Origin of the sequence: Janthinobacterium sp. OK676 (genome assembly GCF_900103595.1) — a bacterium.
Classification (GTDB): domain Bacteria; phylum Pseudomonadota; class Gammaproteobacteria; order Burkholderiales; family Burkholderiaceae_D; genus Janthinobacterium.
On sequence record NZ_FNHA01000005.1, the window covers coordinates 40,888 to 61,661 of the forward strand.

At 63.0% G+C, this 20,774-nt stretch carries 20 protein-coding genes; 8 read left to right on the forward strand and 12 right to left on the reverse strand.

The window, feature by feature from the left end:
* Positions 1-3 precede the first annotated feature (3 nt).
* The 3 genes from BLU39_RS28590 to BLU39_RS11635 all read right to left on the reverse strand — a co-directional run bounded on the left by BLU39_RS28590 (position 4) and on the right by BLU39_RS11635 (position 2,088).
* Complete coding sequence (locus tag BLU39_RS28590) at positions 4-177, reverse strand: hypothetical protein (protein ID WP_175539275.1); 174 nt, start codon at positions 175-177, stop codon at positions 4-6.
* A gap of 88 nt (positions 178-265) precedes the next feature.
* A complete protein-coding gene (locus BLU39_RS11630) occupies positions 266-670 on the reverse strand; it encodes a DUF4440 domain-containing protein (RefSeq protein ID WP_092713119.1) in 405 nt (134 codons plus the stop codon).
* Complete coding sequence (locus BLU39_RS11635) at positions 667-2,088, reverse strand: MFS transporter (RefSeq protein WP_092713121.1); 1,422 nt, start codon at positions 2,086-2,088, stop codon at positions 667-669. Before BLU39_RS11635 ends, BLU39_RS11630 begins: the two co-directional genes overlap by 4 nt.
* 125 nt (positions 2,089-2,213) lie before the next feature.
* Here BLU39_RS11635 and BLU39_RS11640 point away from each other — a divergent pair, with 125 nt between their 5' ends.
* Complete coding sequence (locus tag BLU39_RS11640) at positions 2,214-3,116, forward strand: LysR family transcriptional regulator (RefSeq protein ID WP_092713123.1); 903 nt, start codon at positions 2,214-2,216, stop codon at positions 3,114-3,116.
* Positions 3,117-3,231: 115 nt separating this feature from the next.
* Entirely contained in the window at positions 3,232-4,050 is an 819-nt protein-coding gene (locus tag BLU39_RS11645; protein WP_092713125.1) for a hypothetical protein, read from the forward strand.
* A 26-nt stretch (positions 4,051-4,076) separates the two neighbouring features.
* On the opposite strand, the gene BLU39_RS11650 is transcribed toward BLU39_RS11645, so the two are convergent.
* The 4 genes from BLU39_RS11650 to BLU39_RS11665 form a co-directional block, all read right to left on the reverse strand.
* The gene (locus BLU39_RS11650) at positions 4,077-5,132 is read right to left on the reverse strand and encodes a bifunctional nicotinamide-nucleotide adenylyltransferase/Nudix hydroxylase (protein ID WP_092713127.1); all 1,056 of its coding nucleotides are present in this window, start codon (positions 5,130-5,132) and stop codon (positions 4,077-4,079) included.
* On the reverse strand, positions 5,129-6,844 hold the full coding sequence (locus BLU39_RS11655) for an NAD+ synthase (RefSeq protein ID WP_092713129.1): 1,716 nt from the start codon (positions 6,842-6,844) through the stop codon (positions 5,129-5,131). Before BLU39_RS11655 ends, BLU39_RS11650 begins: the two co-directional genes overlap by 4 nt.
* 96 nt (positions 6,845-6,940) lie before the next feature.
* On the reverse strand, positions 6,941-7,453 hold the full coding sequence (locus tag BLU39_RS11660) for a ClbS/DfsB family four-helix bundle protein (protein ID WP_092713131.1): 513 nt from the start codon (positions 7,451-7,453) through the stop codon (positions 6,941-6,943).
* Complete coding sequence (locus BLU39_RS11665) at positions 7,453-8,097, reverse strand: ArsR/SmtB family transcription factor (RefSeq protein WP_092713133.1); 645 nt, start codon at positions 8,095-8,097, stop codon at positions 7,453-7,455. The genes BLU39_RS11660 and BLU39_RS11665 overlap by 1 nt, the downstream gene beginning before the upstream one ends.
* A 59-nt stretch (positions 8,098-8,156) precedes the next feature.
* On the opposite strand from BLU39_RS11665, the gene BLU39_RS11670 reads away from it, so the two are divergent.
* A complete protein-coding gene (locus tag BLU39_RS11670; protein ID WP_217635070.1) occupies positions 8,157-8,645 on the forward strand; it encodes a DUF2938 domain-containing protein in 489 nt (162 codons plus the stop codon).
* Positions 8,646-8,653: 8 nt separating this feature from the next.
* On the opposite strand, the gene BLU39_RS11675 is transcribed toward BLU39_RS11670, so the two are convergent.
* Complete coding sequence (locus BLU39_RS11675; protein ID WP_254788956.1) at positions 8,654-11,113, reverse strand: DUF3772 domain-containing protein; 2,460 nt, start codon at positions 11,111-11,113, stop codon at positions 8,654-8,656.
* 350 nt (positions 11,114-11,463) lie between these two features.
* Here BLU39_RS11675 and BLU39_RS11680 point away from each other — a divergent pair, with 350 nt between their 5' ends.
* Positions 11,464-11,763: a helix-turn-helix domain-containing protein gene (locus BLU39_RS11680; protein ID WP_175539276.1), complete on the forward strand. Its 300-nt coding sequence runs from the start codon at positions 11,464-11,466 to the stop codon at positions 11,761-11,763.
* A complete protein-coding gene (locus BLU39_RS11685; protein WP_092713139.1) occupies positions 11,750-12,994 on the forward strand; it encodes a type II toxin-antitoxin system HipA family toxin in 1,245 nt (414 codons plus the stop codon). The genes BLU39_RS11680 and BLU39_RS11685 overlap by 14 nt, the downstream gene beginning before the upstream one ends.
* Positions 12,995-13,019: 25 nt before the next feature.
* On the opposite strand, the gene BLU39_RS11690 is transcribed toward BLU39_RS11685, so the two are convergent.
* The 3 genes from BLU39_RS11690 to msuE form a co-directional block, all read right to left on the reverse strand.
* A complete protein-coding gene (locus BLU39_RS11690; RefSeq protein WP_092713141.1) occupies positions 13,020-14,045 on the reverse strand; it encodes a methionine synthase in 1,026 nt (341 codons plus the stop codon).
* 26 nt (positions 14,046-14,071) lie between these two features.
* Entirely contained in the window at positions 14,072-15,049 is a 978-nt protein-coding gene (locus tag BLU39_RS11695) for a DUF1852 domain-containing protein (protein WP_092713143.1), read from the reverse strand.
* 69 nt (positions 15,050-15,118) lie between these two features.
* A complete protein-coding gene (gene msuE / locus BLU39_RS11700; protein ID WP_092713145.1) occupies positions 15,119-15,700 on the reverse strand; it encodes an FMN reductase in 582 nt (193 codons plus the stop codon).
* A 127-nt stretch (positions 15,701-15,827) separates the two neighbouring features.
* Here msuE and BLU39_RS11705 point away from each other — a divergent pair, with 127 nt between their 5' ends.
* Positions 15,828-16,727, forward strand: coding sequence for a LysR family transcriptional regulator (locus BLU39_RS11705; protein WP_092713147.1), 900 nt, complete (start codon positions 15,828-15,830; stop codon positions 16,725-16,727).
* 4 nt (positions 16,728-16,731) lie between these two features.
* Entirely contained in the window at positions 16,732-17,601 is an 870-nt protein-coding gene (locus BLU39_RS11710; protein ID WP_092713149.1) for a methylenetetrahydrofolate reductase, read from the forward strand.
* 67 nt (positions 17,602-17,668) lie between these two features.
* Here the strand turns inward: BLU39_RS11710 and glmS are convergent, their stop codons facing one another.
* On the reverse strand, positions 17,669-19,498 hold the full coding sequence (gene glmS, locus BLU39_RS11715) for a glutamine--fructose-6-phosphate transaminase (isomerizing) (protein WP_092713151.1): 1,830 nt from the start codon (positions 19,496-19,498) through the stop codon (positions 17,669-17,671).
* A 161-nt stretch (positions 19,499-19,659) separates the two neighbouring features.
* On the opposite strand from glmS, the gene BLU39_RS11720 reads away from it, so the two are divergent.
* Positions 19,660-20,133, forward strand: coding sequence for an Lrp/AsnC family transcriptional regulator (locus BLU39_RS11720; RefSeq protein WP_092713153.1), 474 nt, complete (start codon positions 19,660-19,662; stop codon positions 20,131-20,133).
* Positions 20,134-20,774 lie beyond the last annotated feature (641 nt).

The window sequence follows — 20,774 nt, forward strand, 5'->3', positions numbered from 1 at the left end:
GCGTCAGTGTTTGCGGCCCTGCTTCTTGCCGCCGCCGGCACCCTTGCCGGAACCGGCCTTGGCATGGCTGGCCGCATCCTTGCCGCGCTTGCCAACGTCATTGTCGGTGCCGCTTTTGTCTTCCATGGGGGCGGCCGATTGGCGGTTCTGGCCGGCCTGCGATTTTTGCTTGGGCATGACGCGCTCCTGATGAACGAGGGGACCTTGTCAGCCTAGCCGCCATGGCGCCATTGTCCATCGGCGCGCCCGCCGCCACGCTGTAGGATCAAGCCGCCCGCGCCGCCCACGTTTCATGCAGGTGGCGCCACAGCAAGGCGCCATCGGGCGTTTTCTCATACACGACGGTGGACCAGCGCTCGGTGTCTTCCGCGCCCGGCAGCGACTGGAATTCGCGGTAGGAGACGGTGGCGCCGGTGGCGCTTTCCTGGATCAATTGCAAATCCGCGATGCGCATGGCGAGGCCCGGGCGGCTACCGCCGGCGCCCTGGAAAAACCCGGTCAATCCGGCATGGTCGAGCCGCATCCCGCCCGGCGCCACCATCGTAAAGTCGGGCGAAAAACGCGCCAGCAATTGCGCGCAGTTTTCCGCTGCCGCCTCGCCGGAAAGCCACTCGCGGATCAGCACATGCGTGGATAGAACGTCGTCAAAACAGGGGTTCGTGGCAGTCATTTTTTTGCTACTCCATGGTGATGTAAAAGGTCGAGAACGGCGCGGTTGTCGATGCGCAGGCACAGTGCCAAAGGCAGCAGGCACGCGCTAGCCGCCAGCGCAAAGCACCAGTGGAACACCTGCGCCGCGCGCAGATGCTGGGCGGGGTCGTCCAGCGATGCGATGCCCTGCGCCGCCAGCAAGCCATTGAGCAGTACGCTGAGCAGCGCGACACCGAGGCAAAAGCCCAGCTGGCGGTTGATATTCCACACGGCGCTGGCCTGGCTCAACTGCGCGTCCGGTGTGCGCAAGAAGGCCGTGCTTTGCGCCGTGCTGCTGCACAAGCCGCCGCCAAAGCCCATCACGGCATACGCGCCGGCCAGCCAGAACAGCTGATCGGCCGCCTCCACGCGCAGCAGCATCAGCATGCCCGCCGCCTGCAGCAGGGCGCCAGCGATGAACAGCGGCTGCGGACCCACGCGGCGGTAGCTTTTGCCGGTCAGTGAAATGGCCGCAAACGAGGCCAGCGCCCACGGCAGCATCAGCGCGCCCGCCGTCGACGCCGGCATGCCCAGCACGCCCTGCAGGTACAGCATGGCCAGCAGGCTCACGCCCATGAAGACGCCCGGCACCAGCAGATACATCAGCATGGCGATGCGCAGCAGCGGCTCACTGGCCAGGCGCAGGTTGAGCAGCGGCGTCGATTTGCGCAGGGCGCCGCGCACGTAGCCCCAGGCGCAGGCGGCGCCCAGCGCCAGCACGCCAGCGCCGGCCAGCAGCTCGTCCGGCGTGCCCAGCATGGTCAAGCCCAGCAACAGCAGCAAAATCGCCGTGCTGCCCGCCAGCAGGCCGCTCACGTCGAGACGGGGAACGGCCCCGCGCGGCGGGTCGGGACGCAGCCAGCAGGCGGCCAGCAGCAGCGCCAGCGCGGCAAACGGCACGTTCAAATAAAAGATCCAGCGCCACGACAGGCTGTCGACGATAACGCCGCCCAGCGCGGGCGACAGGGCCGGCGCCAGCAAGCCCACCAGCATGATGATGGACGACAGGCCGGGGCGCTCGGCAGGCTGGTACAGCTGGTAGGTCATGCTTTGCCCCAGCGGAATGAGCAAGCCGCCGCCCAGGCCCTGCACGCAGCGCCAGGCGATCAGCGCCTCGATCGACGGCGCCAGGCCGGCGCCGATGCTGGCGCATAAAAAAGTTAGCAACGATGCCATGAACACGGTTTTGCTGCCATAATAGGCAGCCAGCCAGGCGCTGGCCGGGATGACGATGGTCAGGCCGAGGATGTAGGCGGTGCTGATCCAGGCCAGCTGCGCCACCGAAGCGTGCAGGGCATGGCCGATGTCGGGGTAGGCGACGCTGGTGATGAACATGTTGATCAGGTCGACGAAAAACCCCAGCAGATAGATGGCCGCGACCTTTTTGCGATAGTCCATGGTGCTCCGAATGGCAAACGGCCAGCTTAAGCTTGCATCGCCATTTGCGTAACGGGCCAGCCCCGATTACACTGTCAAAGAAATTTTGACAAATCTCGAAACCCGCATGTTTACTCATCCTTACCATGATCAGTCTTGACCGCCTGGGTATTTTCATCGCCATCGTCGATGCCGGTTCGCTGACGGCGGCCGCCGCCGTGCTGGGCCAGAGCAAGGCCGTCGTGAGTTTTAATTTGAAGCAGCTGGAGGCGGAGCTGGGCGTGTCGCTGCTCACGCGCAGCACGCGCAGCCTGGCGCTGACCGACGTGGGACGGCGTTTTTATGAAGATTGCCAGCGCGTGCTGAGCGAAGCGCAGGGCGCCATCGAAACGGCGCGCCAGGGCCACCTGGGCTTGCGCGGCACCCTGCGCCTGACCACCACCGTCGAATATGGCAGCCGCACGGTGATTCCCGCGCTGATCGCCTTTGCCGCCGCCCACCCGCAGCTGCAGATCCAGCATTCCTCGTCGTCGTCGCATGAAGACCTGATCTCGGGCCGCTACGACCTGGCCATCCGCATGGGTTCCCTCAACGATTCGAGCTACCGCGCCGCGCTGATCGAACCGTACGCGATCTGGCCCGTCGCCTCGCCCGCCTACCTGGCCTGCCTGCCTGCCAAGGGCATCGCCAGCCTGGACGACTTGCAGCGCGCGCGCTGGCTGGCGCACAGCCGCCTGGCCGCGCCCTTGCGCTGGGACGTGCAGACACAAGACGGCCCCGCCGCCTTCACGGCGCAGGACGACGCGGCCATCCATTCCGACTCCGCCTCGGCCCTGCTGGGCTTTGCCCTGGGCGGCTGCGGCGTGGCCTTGCTGCCGCAGTGGCAGGTGGAGGCGGAAGTGCGCGCGGGACGCCTGCGCCGCCTGCTGCCCGACGTCGTCTTCCCGCAGCAGGGCGTGTATGCCGTGTATCCGAACACCCAGCATATCGCGGAAAAAGTGCGCGCCTTTATCGATTTTTTGCGCGCCTTCGTGGGCACGCCGGAATGAGATTTCACGTCCTCAATATTTGACAAGGACAATGGTTTCCAAAGGGCAAACGAGCGCCCTTTTCGATTTGCACGGCCTACACTGACAGGACGTTGTTCACCGATTGGAGACCATCATGGCACATACATTGGCAGCAGTTTTCGCCGTGCGCGATATGGCCGAGCGCGCCCGGCACGACCTGATCACGGCGGGCTTTCCCGGCGCCAGCATCCGCCTGCACGATGCGGGCACCGACGATACTTCCGCCACGGAAAACATCCGCCGCGACGACAGCGACGGCCTGCTCGACAGCGTCAAGCATTTCTTCACCGACCTGTTCGGCAGCCACGCCGACCGCCACATCTATGCGGAAGCCGTGCGGCGCGGGCATGTCGTGCTGACCCTGGAAGAGGCCAGCGACGCCGATATCCAGCGCGCCACCGACATCGTCGAACGCTACGCGCCGCTCGACATCGATGCGCATGCCGAGCACTGGCGCGCCGGCGGCTGGCAAGGCGCGCCGCAAGACGCCAGCGCCATGCGCCAGGGCGCCAGCATGCAGTCGGATACGTCATCGCAGCAGGGCAGCATGAACGAGGCGCCAGGGTCGCAGCAATTTGCCAGCGACATGACGCCCCCGCCACCGTCCGGCGCGGGCGCCAATGTGCGCCGCTATCCCAGCGCCGACAACCTGCCCGGCACCAGCTACGACGACGAGCAGTACTACCGCAGCCACTGGAGCACCACCTATGTCGCCACGGGCGCGCGTTTCGAGGACTACGATCCCGCCTACCGCTATGGCCATTCGATGGCGAATAGCGACAGCTACCGGGGCCGCCCGTGGGACGAAGTGGAAGCGGACCTGCGTTCCACGTGGGAGCACACGTATCCGCAATCGGCATGGGACAACTTCAAGGCGGCCATCAAACATGGCTGGGCACGCGTGACGTCCTGACGCGCGAAGAGGGGGAGTGCTCCCTCTCAGCGCCCCTCGTGCGTGAGCTTGAGGAAGTGGTTCAGGATGTGGAAGTGGTCTTCGAAGAATTGCTCTTCCATGGCCGGCAGCGCGGCCACGGGCACCCATTGCGCCAGCGCCGCATCGTCGGCCGCCGTCACGGCCGGCAGCTGGCGCGTCTTCAAGTCAAAGTAATGCGCATGCGTGATGGTGCGCCCGCGCTGGCTGCGGTCCGGGTGGTCGAATACGGCCACGCCGACCAGCGCCTCGACGAGGGTGGGCGCCAGCACGCCCAGCTGGGTTTCCTCCGCCAGCTCGCGCAAGGCGCCCTGCAGCAGGCGTTCGCGCGGTTCCAGGAAGCCGCCCGGCAGCGCCCACAAACCCTTGCCCGGATAGCCGCCGCGGCGCACGAGCAGCACGTGGCCGCCCGTCTGCACCAGCGCGTCGACGGTGGTGAAGATGGGCGGATACGGCGCCATCCGCCAGCGCGCTTTATAGGCTTCGATGGCGCGGTATTCCTGTACCAGCGGCGCGTACCACGGCAACAAGGTCCACGCTTTTACATACTGGCCGATGGCCGCCGGCAGCAGCTGGGCCACGGCGCTCAGCGACACATCCACGTCTTCCGCCTCGAACAGCACGTTGCGAATCGCCGTCGCACCGATGGGCGCGCCCGCATCGATCTCGAGGTTGAATAACTGCCAGTGCGGGAAGTGGTGCAGGTAGTAACTGGTGGCGTCCTTGAAGCAGGCCACCAGCATCACGCGCTGCGCCTTCGGCACGGCGCCCGCCACGGCGCGCCGCACGGCGTCGGCCCACAGGCCGTCATCGTAGTAATCGCGCACGGCCACGTAATGCACGCGCGCGCGCTGCGCCTCGGGTAAGGTCGCGGCAATCATGGCGGCCCGTTCCTGCCACGTAAACGGGTTCTTCGGACTGCGCGCATGGAAGGCCGAGCCGAGCACCACCACCACTTGCGCGGCCGTCGTCAGGGCCTTTTGCAGCAAGCCCGCATGGCCATTGTGAAAAGGCTGGAAGCGGCCGATCAGGATGGCTGCGTCGGCAGGATAGGATGGGGTCATGCGTCGTCTCCGGTGGGGTAGTGGGCGGCGATCGGCAATTGACGGCCGCTGCCAAAGGCGCGCGAACGCACGCGGATGATGGGCGCCGCCTGGCGCCGTTTGTATTCGTTGCGGGCGACCATGCCGAGGATGCGCGTCACGAGGGTACGTCCCTCGTCCGTCTCGCGCAGCTGGTCGACCAGGGTCAACGCCTGCGCGCTTTCGGCCGCCGGCAAACGGCGTCCCTCGATATGCCATTTGAGGACTTCATCGAGCACGGGATACGGCGGCAGACTATCCGTGTCGCGCTGGCCCGGCGCCAGTTCCGCCGACGGCGGTTTATCGAGCACGGCGACGGGGATCAGTTCGCGCCCGGCGCTGGCGTTGACGTGGCGCGACAGGGCAAACACCTCGGTTTTATAGAGGTCGCCGATCAAGCCCAGGCCCCCATTCGTATCGCCGTACAGGGTGCAGTAGCCAACCGAGATTTCGCTCTTGTTGCCGGTGGTGAGCAGCAGGGCGCCGAACGCGTTCGAGTATTCCATCAGGATCGTGCCGCGCACGCGCGCCTGCAGGTTTTCCAGCGGCAGTCCCTGCAGCTTGCCATCGAAGGCCTGGGCGTAGCCGGTTTCATATTGCGCCACGATGTCGCGTATCGGATGCGTGTAGAGGGCGATGCCCAGGTTGACGCACAGGGCGACGGAATCGGTGACGGAGCCGGCGCTGGAAAACACGGATGGCATGGTGATGCCCACGACGTTGTCGGCGCCCAGCGCTTCGACGGCCAGGGCCAGGGTCAGCGCCGAATCGATGCCGCCCGAGCAGCCGACGACGACTTGCGTAAAGCGGCAGCGGCGCGCGTAGTCGCGTAACCCCAGCACGATCTGGCGCCGCGCAAATTCCACGGCGGGGATGCCGTCCGGGTCGGGCACGGGAAACGCGGCACCGTCGGTACGCGTAAAACGGCCGTCGGCAAAGCGCAGCAATGGAAAATCTTCGACGAAGCGGGCCGCCTCGAATTGCACGCCCTGGCTCGGTGACATGGCGAACGAGGCGCCGTCGAACACGAGCTGGTCCTGGCCGCCCACCTGGTTGACGAAGAGCAGGGGCAGATCGACGCGCTTGCAGGCGGCGCCAAACACGGCGTGGCGCTGCGCGCGCTTGCCGATGTCGGACGGGCTGGCGTTGATGCTGACGATCAGGTCGGGCCGCGCCGCGTGCAGGGCGTCGAAGGGGTTGACCGCGTAGGCGCGGCCATCGTCATTCCAGCCATCCTCGCAAATCATGAAGCCGACCCTGCAGCCGGCGATCTCCAGGGTGCAGGCGCCGGGCGGGCCCGGCTCAAAATGGCGGCCCTCGTCGAAGATGCCGTAGGTGGGCAGCAGCTGCTTGTAGTATTCGGCCACGATGCGCCCGTCGCGCATCGCCAGCAAGGCGTTGTACAGGGGCTTGCCGACACCGGAGTTCGGCCGCGCCGCGCCGATGACGGTAACCAGTTGCGGCCAGCGCGTGGACGCCTGCAACACGGTATCGAGCGCCTGCTGCATGCCGCGCAGGAAGGCGGCGTCTTCGAACAGGTCGCCCGGGTAATACGCGCACAGCGACAGTTCGGGACAGACGAGCAGATCGGCGCCTTCCTCGCTGGCGCGCAGCATGCGCGCGACGATGGCGGCGACATTGGCGTCGAAGTCGCCCACGGTGGGATTCATCTGGGCGAGGGCGATGGTCAGCATGGTGATCCTTCAATCGGTTGCGCTTGAAACCACTATCCTGCCTGAAAAGTTTTCCGAGCGTACTGATGCAATCGTGCAAGCCTGCCACTGCGGGTACTACAAGGTCTTGAGCCAGGCCCGCAAGCGCGTGCGCGCGTTCGCATATGGCGACGCCGTGTTGAACTGGATCATGCGTCCCATCGTGTAATGCGTGTACCAGGACTGGCCATACAATTGCGCGTCATCATGGCTTTCGACCAGCGCCAGCAACTGGTCTTTCGCCTGTTCCAGGCGCTGCAGCAAGTCGTCCATGCCCAGTTCAGCATAGTCGGCATAGAAGCGCTGCGCCAGTTTTCCCAGAGCGTTCCACGTGAAACCTTCGGCGGGAAAGGCGATGTCCTCGATGTGTTTGCCATCGCGCAGCTGCGCGTGCCAGTGCAAGACCAGCTCGTTCCAGCCGACCAGGTAGGCGAGCAGATCGCACACGCTCATGCGTGTGCCCGCCACTTGTCCTTCCAGCACGGGCTCCCGCGCCAGCGCCGGCGGCACGCGCGCCAGCTCCTGCGCCAGTTTCGCATACGTGGTGGTAATCGCCTCGATCAGTTCCGACTTGCTGGTGGGGATCGCCATCACGCCGCCTTGACGACAGGCAAGCCGGCCGCCTGCCAGTCGTCGTAGCCGCTGCCCAGACGGCGCGCCTGCAAGCCGTGCTGGCGCAAGGCCGCCACGGCCTGCACGGACAGCACGCAATACGGACCGCGGCAGTAGGCGGCGATCTCTGCGTTCGCGGGCAATTCGCCGAGGCGGCGCTGCAAGTCATCAAACGGAATATTGAGCGCACCGGGCAAGTGGCCGGCGGCAAACTCCTGCGCGGGCCGCACGTCGAGCACGGTGATGCTGGCTTCGCGCATGCGCTCCTGCAGCTCGTCGCCCGTGATCGCCTCCACGTGGTCGCCCCGGCCCAGCGCCTGCAACTCGCTGCGCTGGTGCTGCGCATACACGTCCAGCGCGGCCAGCAATTGCACGATGGGGCCGCTGCCGAGCCGGTACAGCACGCGCTTGCCGTCGCGCCGCGCCTGCACGAAACCGGCGCGCCGCAACTGCTGCAAATGCTGGGACGTGTTGGCCACGGACAGGCCCGTCAACTCCACCAGCTGCTCCACCGCGTACTCGCCATGCACGATCTGCTCGAGCAGGCGCAAACGGGGCGCGCTGCCTAAAACATGGGCAAACCCGGCAGAACCGGTGAGGAATTCAATATCGGCATTTTTCATTGACACAATGCTAGCACCCTTATAACATTCAAGCAATTAATTGAATGTTAGGGGTGGCAATGCAAATACTTTGGCTCGATGCGCTGGCGATCGGCGTGGGCGCGACGGCGGTGATGGATGTGTGGGCGGTGGCCTTGAAACGCTTCTGGTGCATTCCCTCGCTGAACTTTGCGATGGTGGGGCGCTGGCTCGGCCATCTGCCGCGCGGTACCTTCAGCCACGTCAACATCGCCCAGGCGGCGCCCGTACGCGATGAAGCCATCCTGGGCTGGACGGCCCATTACCTGATCGGCGTGCTGTTTGCGGCCGTGCTGCTGGCGCTGGTGGGACAGGAGTGGGTGCAAGGGCCGACGTTCGCGCCGGCCCTGCTGGCGGGTGTGTTGAGCGTGGCCGCGCCATTTTGCATCTTGCAGCCGGGCATGGGTGCCGGCCTGGCCGCCAGCAAGACGCCGCACCCAAACGCCGCGCGCCTGCGCAGCCTGATGGCGCACACGGCGTTCGGCATCGGCCTGTACCTGGCGGCCCTGCTGTGGTCGACCATGCGCTGACTTGCCGACTAGCTCGTCAGCGGCGGCACGGGTGCGGGCGCCGGTGCAACGGCTGACATGGCCGGCGCCTCGGGCTGCGCCGGCACCGTACTCAGCACCATCGTGCTGGGCTTGGCGATGGCAATGTGCGCCTCGTCCAGGCGCTTGAGCAGTTCGAACAGCAGCGCGCTGCGGATGCCCGACGTCAGGCGCGGCGACGAGGCAAAGCCGGTGGCGTTGAACAACAACAGGCCATTGTCGATGCCGTCGAGCTGCACATTCGGCGCCGGCGTGTCGAGCACGTCGGGATTGTCGACAAAGACGGACAGGATCAGCGCGCGCGCCGCCTGCGCATCCGTGCCCAGCGGCAGCGGCAGCTTGACCTGCACCAGGCCCAGCGGATTGGCCAGGGTCACGTTGCGTACCGTCTTGGTGATGAATTCCGAGTTCGGCACGATCACCGTCGAACGGTCGCCCAGCTGAATTTCCGTGGCGCGCACATTGATGCGGCGAATGTCGCCTTCCACGCCGCCCAACGACACCCAGTCGCCCACCTTGACGGGACGCTCGGCCAGCAGGATCAGGCCGGACACGAAGTTCTGCACCACGGCCTGCAAGCCAAAACCGATACCCACCGACAAGGCCGACGCCACCCACGCGATGCGTTCGAGGCCGATGCCGGCCGCCGACAGCGCCAGCGCCACGGCCAGCACGCCGCCGATGTAGCCGAACAGGGTGATGAACGACACTTGCATACCCGTATCGAGATTGGTAGTCGGCAAATAACTGTTTTGCAGCCAGCGCTTGAACAGGCCCAGCGCGATAAAGCCGACGACCAGCACCAGCAGCGCCTGGATCATGGCGGCCGGGCGGATCGCCACCTCGCCGATGGCCAGGCCATCCTGCAGCTTGCCGATCCGCTGGAACAGCTCGCCAGGCCCTTCGCCGAACGGCGCCAAGAGCAGCATCAGGGCCAGCAGCACGACGATGGCGCGGCCGATGCCCGACAGCAGCACGGCCGCCTGGTCACGCGCCTTGGGCGTGGCCAGCACGGGATGGGCCGCGTCCGGCGGTGGCGGCGTCGAGGCCAGCAACATGCAGATATCGTCGACCAGCACCGTCAGCAGATACGTGCTGCACAGCACGACGATGACCCAGGCGATTTGCTTGGCAATAAAACTGCCGAACGCCACATAGCCGACCAGCAAGCTGATGACGCTCGACGCCAGCGCCAGCCACAGCAGCACCGTGACGCAGCGCAGCCACAGTGGCGTCACCAGGGTGGTGGGATCGGCCTCGCGCAACTGGCGCCAGCAGCGCTCGGCCCGCATCAGGCCATAGGCGATGGTCGTGCTCATCACGAGGGCGACGATGCAATTGACGGCCACGGCCGTCGACAGGCCCGCATTGATGACGATGGTGACCCGTTCCGTCGCCCACACGAGCACGACGATGAAGGAAAACATCGATGGAAAATTGCGCATGCGGTGCGCCAGCGCATCGGGCAGGGGCAGCAAACGCCACGACACGCGGCGCGGCGACAGCAGTGCGTGACCGAGTCCCGCCGTAAAACCGGCAAAACAGATGATGCCGATCAGGCTGCTGAGGAAAGTCGACGTCTTTTCGGACAGGCCGCCCTCCCAGCGCAGGCCCATGGCCAGCAATTCCGCCACCAGGCCCGGCGTGGCCAGCGCCAGCACGAGCACGGCCAGCGCATGCAGGGAGCGGCGCAAGCGGCCATGCGGCACGCGCGTGGACGTGACCAACAGCAAATAGCGCGACGTCCAGATGCTGGCGCCGATCACGGCCACGATACCGGCCAGCAAGCCGCCCCAAGCCGACCACGGCGTGGCGCTTGCCGCATTCGCCAACTCTTGCTCCAGCGCCCGCAGGCGCTGCAGGTTCTGCGGCAATTCGCCATGCAGCTGCTTCCAGAACGAGCCGGCGAGTATCGAGGCCGTACGCTCGCCCAGGCGCGCCTGCAACTGCGCGCGGCGCGCCGTCGACACCTGTTCCGACGCCTGCGTCGCTTCCACGGCCAGCAAGCGCGCCAATTTCACCTGCGCATCGAGCGCGCTGCTGGTGCGGTCGAGCTGGCTGCGCTGCGCCGCCACGTCAGGGGCGTCTTTGGTCCCCGCCGCCGGCTTGCCCAGCTCGGCCAGCCGCGCCTGCACGCTGGCGAGCGTGGGCGCGAGCGCCTCGGCCACCTTGTCCGCCTCGGCGCTGGCCGCCAGCGCATCGGCGCGCATCTGCGACAGGGTCGCATCATCGAGGTCGGCGTCGCCATCGAGCGCCTTCTGGATGGTGGTAATCTGCTTGCGCAAGCCATCGAGACGCTGGTCGGCCGTGGCCGCATCGTCGACGGGCTGCGACCAGGCCGGTGGCGCAGATAGCGAGCAGGCCAGCAACAGGGTCAACAGCAGCGGCAGCAGCCAGCCGCGCCAAGGCTGGCGCGCGGAAAAGAAATGGGGGGTACGGAATGAAATCATGCGGTCCTATCGGCCAGGTCAATACGGGTGAAAGCAAGACGGCATCGCGCCGGCAGGCGCAGCGGCCGGCGGCGGGGCGATGGGTGTTACGGGAGTTGCTGAACTGTACGGCAAACAGCGACAGCCTAGCGCACTCCTGCGATAGATGGCGGAAATTTTCGTGCGGCAAGAAGATGGAGGATTTTGATGAACATAAAATTGAATTTAATGTCATTAAATTTAATTTTATGTTCACCTATATGAAGCGATAGCAAACATATTCTTGCAGTTAAGGACTAGAATATAAAGAATATGTTCACTTCCATGTTCACTTCCTAATCATGACAAAACGTGCCCGCCCGGAAGATGCCATGCCGACGCTCGTCAACGAGCGGCTCAGGATATGGGGCCAGTGCGTGCGCAAGCAGCGGGTGCAGCAAAACATCACGGCACGCGACCTGTGCGCACGCCTCGACATTTCGCACCCCACCCTGCAGCGCATGGAAAGGGGCGAGGCGTCCGTCAACGTGGGCCTGTTCCTGGCCGCCTTCCACGTGCTCGGCATTCTTGCCATCACGGCGCCGGAACCCGACGCGGCGCTGTGGCAAATGGACAGCGTCAACATCCGCAGCCGCCCCACCGTGAACGAGGGCGACGATGGCTATTTCTAGCCGCCCTTTGTTTGTCTATCTGCAGCGGCCCGACAACGGCGAATGGGTCGTGGCCGGCCGCCATGCGTTCGATGCGCGCACCGGCATCGGCAGCTTTCTGTACGCGCCCAGCTATGTCGATGCAGGCTTGTCCTGGGCCATCGATCCCGTCAATCTGCCCTTTATTCCCGGCATGGAACACTTGGCGCGCCGCTATGGCGGCCTGCATGACGTGCTGCGCGACGCCAGTCCGGATTCCTGGGGACAGATGCTGATACGCCGCGAACACCAGCTGAGCGAAAAAGCCACGGCGATCCAGTTCTTGCGCCTGTCGGGCAACGGCGACCGCTGGGGTGCGCTGGCCGTGGGGGACACGCCCAAACCGAACATTGCGCAACTGGCCAGCCCCAGACTGCACCACCTGGATGCGCTGGTGCAGGAAGTGCTTGCGATTGCTGAAGGCCGGCCAGCCGTCCATGCGCCCCTGCGCAAACGCCTGTTCGCCACCCCCAGCATGGGCGGCGCGCGCCCCAAGGCAACGGTGCGGGACGGCGAAGACTATTGGCTGGTGAAACCGGGATTGATGACCGATACGGTCGACCTGGCGCTGCTGGAACACGCGACGATGCAATGGGGCAGGGCGGCCGGCCTGCGTTTCGCCGACACGCGCCACCATGCATTGACGGCCGAACGCAGCGTGGTGCGCATCTTGCGCTACGACCGGCGCGGCGCGCGGCGCATCATGACGGCCAGCGCCGCATCGCTGCTGCAAGTGCAATATCCGCCGGTGGAAGCGGCCGACAGCGATGGCGCCAGCTATCCTCGCCTGGCGGAAGAACTGCGGCGCATCGGCGCGCCGCCGGAAGACGGCATCGAACTGTTCGGCCGCATGGTCTTCAATGGCGTCGTCGGCAACAACGACGACCATCCGCGCAACCACGCCGTGCTGTTCGACCTGGACGAACAACGCTGGCGCCTCTCGCCCGCCTTCGATGTCGTGCCGGATACGGAAGACGACCCGCAAGCGCTGGTCATGCAAATGAGCGCCGGCCGCCGCGACATCACGCGCGACGCCATGCTGCGCGATGTGACCCGTTTCGGCTTCTCCACGCGACAGCAGGCGGAAGATTATATCGATGCCCTGCTGGCGCGCATCGACAAAGCTTTTGCGCAGGTGGCGCCGCTGCTGAACGCAGCCTTGCGGGCACGGATGGCGGAGCGCTTGCGGACGATGCTGCTGCGCCTGGCTTAGGCGCAGGCGTAACTTCACCAGCCGGCTAGGAAAGCTCTCCCCGGATGATTTCCGCGCCGGCACTGAGCGCATTCAGCTTGCCTCTTGCCACCCGGCGAGCCAGGGGCGCCATGCCGCAGTTGGTGCTCGGGTAGAGCTTGTCGGCATCGACAAAGCGCAGCGCTTTGCGCAGGGTGTTGGCCACTTCCTCCGGCGTTTCAATGGTGTTACTGGCCACGTCGATGGCGCCGACCATCACTTTTTTGCCGCGAATGAGTTCAATCAGGTCGATGGGCACACGCGAGTTGTGGCATTCGAGCGAAATGATGTCGATATTCGATTTCTGCAGCTTCGGGAAAGACTCTTCATATTGGCGCCACTCGGAGCCCAGCGTATTTTTCCAGTCCGTATTGGCCTTGATGCCGTAGCCATAGCAAATATGCACGGCCGTTTCGCACTTGAGTCCTTCGATCGCCCTTTCCAGGGTGGCAATCCCCCAATCATTGACCTCGTCAAAGAAGACATTGAATGCGGGTTCGTCAAACTGGATGATGTCGACGCCGGCCGCCTCCAATTCCCTCGCTTCCTGGTTGAGGATCTTGGCAAATTCCCAGGCCAGTTTTTCACGGCTCTTGTAATGGCTGTCATACAGCGTATCGATCATCGTCATCGGACCTGGCAGCGCCCATTTGATCGGCTGCGTGGTTTGCTGGCGTAAAAATTTGGCGTCGTCCACAAACACCGGCTTAGTGCGGCTCACGGCGCCAACCACCGTCGGCACGCTCGCATCGTAGCGGTTACGGATCCTGACGGTTTCGCGTTTGTCGAAATCCACGCCGCTCAGATGCTCGATAAACGTGGTGACGAAATGCTGGCGGGTTTGCTCGCCATCGCTGACGATATCGATGCCCGCCTGCTGCTGTTCTTGCAGCGACAACAGCAAGGCATCCTGTTTGCCCTCGATCAATTCCTCGTCCTGCAATTTCCACGGCGACCACAGTTTTTCAGGCTGCGCCAGCCAGGAAGGTTTGGGCAAGCTGCCGGCAGTGGAAGTAGGCAATAATTTTTTCATGATGAATGCTTTCGTTTATTTTTTAATCAGCGCGCGTAGTTCGCAGACCATTGTTCAAGAATATTCTTGTAGGGCTTGATGAAGTGCTCTTCCGTATATTTGCCCTGCTTGACCGCCAGCTGGCTGCGCTCTTCCCGGTCATAGACAATTTGCGTCAACGAGTAATCCTGATTCTTCAGGCTGGGCTGATACAACTTCCCTGCCGCGGAATTGGCGTTGTAAATTTCGGGCCGGTATATCTTTTGGAACGTTTCCATCGTGCTGATGGTGCCGATCAGCTCAAGATTGCTGTAGTCGGCCAGCAGGTCGCCGATAAAGTAGAAAGCCAGCGGCGCGGAGCTGTTCGGCGGCATGAAATAGCGCACCTGCATCCCCATTTTTTCGAAATATTCATCCGTCGACGAGAACTCATTTTGCTGGTACTCGACACCCAGGATGGGATGCTGGTTTTCCGTGCGTTGATAGGTCTTGCTGCTTGAGGCGCTGATGCAGATCACCGGCGGCTTGCAGAAGTGCGCTTTATAGGTGTCTGACCTGACAAAGTGCTTGAACAGCTTGCCATGGAAATCGCCGAAATTGTCCGGCGTGCCAAACGTGGATTTATTATTGTTGTGCTCTGGCAGCAGCACGCTGAAGTCGTAATCGCGCACGTAGGATGAGAAGTTATTCCCGGCGATGCCATCGATGCGCGCATTGGTTTTTTTATCCAGGATATTCGGCTTCAATATCTCGATCAACGGAATATTGTCGCCTTCGGCATCGATATTCAACGCGACGGAAATGATTTCAAGCTCGACGGAATAGCGGTCTGCCTTCGGGTTGTCCCAATGCGCCAGGCTGTTGAAGCGGCTGTCGATCATCTTCAAGGTATTGCGCAAATTCTCCTGGCGACGCTCTCCCCGGGCCAGATTGGCAAAGTTGGTCGTCAAGCGCGTGTTGTCCGATGGGTGATAGTTTTCATCGAAGATAATGCTCTTGATGCTGAATACAAAATCTTTGCTCATGGTGATCTGTCCTGGTTTCTGCGAAAAGATGAATGTGTTGATTGCGTGGCTTAGGTGACCGTCGTGATATCAGGCCGCGACCAGCTCTTCAGCGACGGCGGATCGCGCATGGCGCGTCAAGCCGATCAAGGGCAAGGCCCGCTGGACCGCCAAGGTGGCGCGCTGGAGCAGGGCCTCATCCTGCAGGCGGTAGTCGGTAAAGTCCTTGTCGGTCGCGTAGACGCCCAGCGGCAATGTGCGTGCCTGGAAAAAGCTGAAGAGCGGGCGCAACTGGTGGTCGATCATCAGGGCATGGCGCTCGCTGCCGCCGGTGGCCGCCAGCAAGACGGGCTTGTCGATCAAGGCGTCCTGGTCAATGAAGTCGAAGAAGTGCTTGAACAGGCCCGTGTACGAGCCGCGAAAAACCGGCGTTGTCACCACCAGGATGTCCGCTTGCTCGACCGCCGCCAGTTCCCGCTCCACCGTCTCGGGCAGGTGGGAGCGCCAGGTCGCGCCGGCCAGCTGCGGGGCGACCTGGCCCAGTTCGACCAGCCGTTGTTCGCACAGCACTTCCTCGGCGATCAGGTCCATCAGGTGCTCGGCCAGGGCTGCTGCCTTGGAAGGGCGTTGCAGCCCGCCGGAAACGGCGACTAAGCGAAGTGGACGTGTCATGTTTGCTTTCATAGGGAGTGATGCGCGAGGGCGAAGAATGCCAACAGCAAGAGGATGGATGATAGCGGGGGGAATCGATGAAGTATAATGGTCTTATTTCATACATCCATGAATATGGCTCATTTCAATGCTTGAACGCATTCACCTCAGCATCGTCCAGCAAGTCGAGAAACAAGGGTCATTGACGGCCGCCGCAGGCGTGCTGAACCTGACCCAGTCGGCCTTGAGCCACAGCATGAAGAAGCTGGAGCAGCAGCTGGGCACCGACGTCTGGCTGCGCGAAGGGCGCAACCTGCGCCTGACGCAGGCCGGCCAGTATCTGCTGGCGGTGGCGAACCGGGTGCTGCCGCAACTGGACTTGGCCGAAGAGCGCCTGGGCCAGTTCGCTCAGGGCGAGCGCGGCGCGTTGCGCATCGGCATGGAATGCCACCCTTGCTACCAGTGGCTGCTCAAGGTGGTATCGCCCTATCTGGCCGCATGGCCCGACGTGGATGTGGACGTCAAGCAGAAGTTCCAGTTCGGCGGCATCGGCGCGCTCTTCGGCTACGAGATCGACCTGCTGGTCACGCCCGACCCGCTGTACAAGCCGGGGCTGGCATTCGAACCCGTGTTCGACTACGAGCAGGTGCTGGTCGTGGCCAAGGGCCATGCCCTGGCGTCGGCTGCCTATGTGAAGCCGCAGCAACTGACGCAGGAAGTGCTGATCAGCTACCCCGTGGACATCGAGCGCCTGGACATCTACAACCAGTTCCTGTTGCCGGCCGGTGTCACGCCCAAGCGCCACAAAGCCATCGAAACGACCGACATCATGCTGCAGATGGTGGCCAGCGGCCGCGGCGTGGCCGCCCTGCCGCGCTGGCTGGTCGAGGAATACGCGGCCAAGATGGACGTGGTGCCCGTACGGCTGGGTCAGCGCGGCATCGCCAAGCAGATCTTCCTGGGGGCACGCGAGACGGACACCGCCATCGACTACGTGCGCGCCTTCATCGCACTGGCGCGCCAGCCTGCCATCGCTCATGCGCAGTGAAGCTATGGTCAATCCCGCTCAGCCCTGGCCCGCCAGCGACATCACGCGCGGCTATTCCCTGGAAGCCAGTACGAAGGACATTGCTGCTTTGGGCGCAGCGGCGCCGCGGATATTACCCGGGTCCACCATTTCCATTCCCTACCTGGCACGCGAGGACGACGACGCGCGGCTGGCCGCGGCGCGGGCCGTGCGCAGGCTGGGCTTTGAACCCATGCCGCACTTGTCCGCACGCCGTATCGCTTCGCTCGCCGGATTCGAGTCCTTCGTGCAGCGCGCGGCCGCTGAAGCGGGCGTCGAACGCTGCTTCGTCATCGCCGGAGATCCATCGACCCCGGTGGGGCCATTTTCCGACAGTGCCGCGCTGATCGACACCGGCGTTTTCGAGCGCGCGGGCATGAAAGTAATCGGCGTGGGTGGCCACCCGGAAGGCCATCCGGTGATGAGCAAGGCTGAACAGTGGGAGGTGCTTGAACGCAAGTGTCACAGCATCGAGAAGCGCGGCATGACGCCCTTGATCGTCACACAATTCGCCTTTGATGCCGACATCGTGTTGACGTGGCTGCAAGCGCTACGCGCGCGCGGCATCCACCATCGCGTGCGCGTGGGCGTACCAGGCCCCGCGAGCATCGCCGTGCTGACGCGCTATGCCGCAGTATGCGGCGTGGGCGCCTGCGCATCGATGTGGTCCAAGTATGGCGTCTCGATCGGCAAGCTGTTCGGCACGGCGGGACCGGATCTGTTTGTAGATCGCCTGGCCACAGGACTGACAGCAGCGCATGGCAAGGTCAGCCTGCATTTCTTTCCATTTGGCGGCATCGCGCAGTCGGTGAAGTGGGTGGAGCAGTACCGTACACGCACCGACCCGGGCCCTTGAGCATCCTGTGCGACGACCGCCTCTCTGGTGACATTGCGCCACCAGAGAAAAGCACAATCCGCCCTGCTTATTCCACCGTCACCGACTTGGCCAGATTGCGTGGCTTGTCCACATCCGTGCCGCGAGCCAGCGCCGTGTGATACGCCAGCAATTGCAGCGCGACCACGTGCAGGATCGGTGACAAATCGCCATAGTGCTCGGGCAGGCGGATGACGTGCAGGCCTTCGCCGGAGTTGATGCGCGAATCGACGTCGGCGAAAACGTACAGCTGGCCGCCGCGGGCGCGCACTTCCTGCATGTTCGATTTGAGCTTTTCGATCAGGGCGTCGTTTGGCGCGATGGTGACGACCGGCATTTCATTCGTCACCAGGGCCAGCGGGCCGTGCTTCAGCTCGCCGGCTGGATACGCTTCCGCGTGGATGTACGAGATTTCCTTCAGCTTCAACGCGCCTTCCAGGGCGATCGGATAGTGCATGCCGCGGCCGAGGAAGAGGGCGTTTTCCTTGCGCGCGAATTCTTCGGACCAGGCGATGATTTGCGGTTCCAGCGCCAGCACGGAAGCAATCGCGACAGGCAGGTGGCGCATGGCTTTCAGGTGCGCCGCTTCCTGCTCTTCGGACAGGTGGCCATTGACTTGCGCCAGGCACAAGGTCAGCAGGAACAGACCGGCCAGCTGCGTCGTGAACGCTTTGGTGGATGCCACGCCCACTTCCACGCCGGCGCGCGTGATGTAGGCCAGCGCGCATTCGCGCACCATGGCGCTGGTGGCCACGTTGCAGATAGTCAAGGTGTGCTGCATGCCCAGGCTGCGCGCATGTTTCAGGGCGGCCAGGGTGTCGGCCGTTTCGCCGCTTTGCGAAATGGTCACCACCAGCGTGTTCGGGTGCGGCACGCTGTCGCGGTAGCGGTATTCGCTGGCCACTTCCACGCTGACGGGTACCTTGGCGATCGACTCGATCCAGTACTTGGCCGTCATGCCCGCGTACGAGCTGGTGCCGCAGGCCAGGATCAGCACGCGGTCGATCTGCTTGAAGATTTTATAGGCGTCGTCGCCGAACAATTCCGGCATGATGCCCGTCACGCCTTCCAAGGTGTCGCCGATGGCGCGCGGCTGTTCGAAGATTTCCTTCTGCATGTAGTGGCGGTACGGGCCCAGCTCGGCCGCGCCCGTGTGCGCATGCACGGTTTTCACTTCGCGTTCGACGGGCTTGCCATCGACGTCGACGATCCAGCAGCGCGACAGTTGCAGGTCGACCACGTCGCCTTCTTCCAGGTAGATGATCTGGTCCGTCGTGCCGGCCAGCGCCATGGCGTCGGATGCGACAAAGTTTTCACCATTGCCCAGGCCGACGATCAGGGGCGAACCCTGGCGCGCGGCGACCACGCGATGCGGCTCGTCGCGGCAGAACACGGCGATCGCATACGCGCCGTCCAGGCGTTTGACGGCTTGCTGCACGGTCTCGAACAGGTCGCCGTTATACATGTGCTCGACCAGATGGGCGATAACTTCCGTGTCCGTCTGGCTCTGGAAGACGTAACCCAAGGCCGTCAGTTCGGCGCGCAGTTCGTCATGGTTTTCGATGATGCCGTTATGCACCAGCGCCACGCGGGCGTTCTCTTCCGTTGGAGAAAAGTGCGGGTGGGCATTGAAGGAAACAGGGGCGCCATGCGTGGCCCAGCGCGTGTGGGCGATGCCCGTAAAACCGCTCAAGCCTTCTTCGCCGATCTGCTTTTCCAACTCGGCCACACGCGAGGTGGAGCGCGAACGCTGCAAGCGCCCGTCCGCATGCAGGGCGATGCCGCAGGAATCGTAGCCGCGGTATTCCAGGCGCTTCAAACCTTCGACCAGGATGGGAGTGATATTACGTTGCGCTACTGCGCCGACGATGCCGCACATGGAAACCTCTGTCTAAAATTTAATCAATGCACGCATGCTAATGCAGAGTGCGTGAAATATGCTTTCTAAATCCGTGTATATTTGACTGAATATTTCACCTCTATTTTATGATGAAATATTATTTCATTTAAACTCAATATATTCTCCAATTCATCAATACCATGAGCGAAGACAACATTACCCTCGACGAAATCGATCGTCGCATCCTGAACGCCTTGCAAATTGATGCATCGCAAACCAACAGTGAACTGGCGCAAGCGGTGCACGTCTCGGCGCCCACCTGTTTGCGGCGGGTCAAGCATTTGCGGGAAAGCGGCGTCATCGAACGCCAAGTGGCCATCGTCGCGCCGCAGCTGGTGGGCGCGCGCCTGACTGCCATCGTGGAAATCACGCTCGACGTACAGGCGACGGAGCGCATGGCGGAGTTCGAACAACTCGTGGCGGACGAACCCGCCGTGCTGCAATGCTACCGCGTCTCGCCCGGACCCGATTTCGTGCTGATGGTGCAGGTGGCCGACATGCCCGCCTACCATGCACTGGCGCATCGCCTGTTCGCCGCGCACGCGAATGTGCGCAACGTGAAAAGCTATTTTTCCACGTTCCGCAGCAAATTCGAGACGCGCATCGCGGTGTGAAGCAAGCGGACAGAACAGTTATCCCTGCTTATCCTCACTTTTCTGCATGCTTATACACAAGTTTATCCACAGTATAAAAATCACGGATTTTCACGGCTGCCACATCTGGTCTCGCAGGAGGCCTCTGAATAAATGCACATCGGCTGCCGGGCAAAACTTATCCCGGCTTATCCATCGCTTGCCCACGCTTTAATCACAGGCTTTTGCACAGCTTTACCCACAGCCAGCATTGAAGAATAACTCTTGAATATCCTTACAATACAATGACTTATAAGTTATTCATCACTTATCCGCAGATTGCACACAAGCTTATCCACAGTCCAGGCAAGCAAAAAACCAGCGATACTTTTTCAGCCTGCCCAGACTGGCTTGTACGCTGGAGCGGCAAGCTGGACCAGAAACTTATCCCGTCTTTTCCACAGGTTCTTTACCGTTTATACGCAGCTTATACCGGCCTTATCCATCACTTGTCCGCATGCTTGTTCACATGTTTATCCACACACGACAATACGGAGAAAATACGGGATGGAAAAAATGGTCGGACTTATCCCGGGTTGCCAGCCAATGCTCCACAGGATTATTCACAGGCGTAAAAAAACGCCGCCAGCCCGGACAGGCTGACGGCGTCATACGTACCGAGG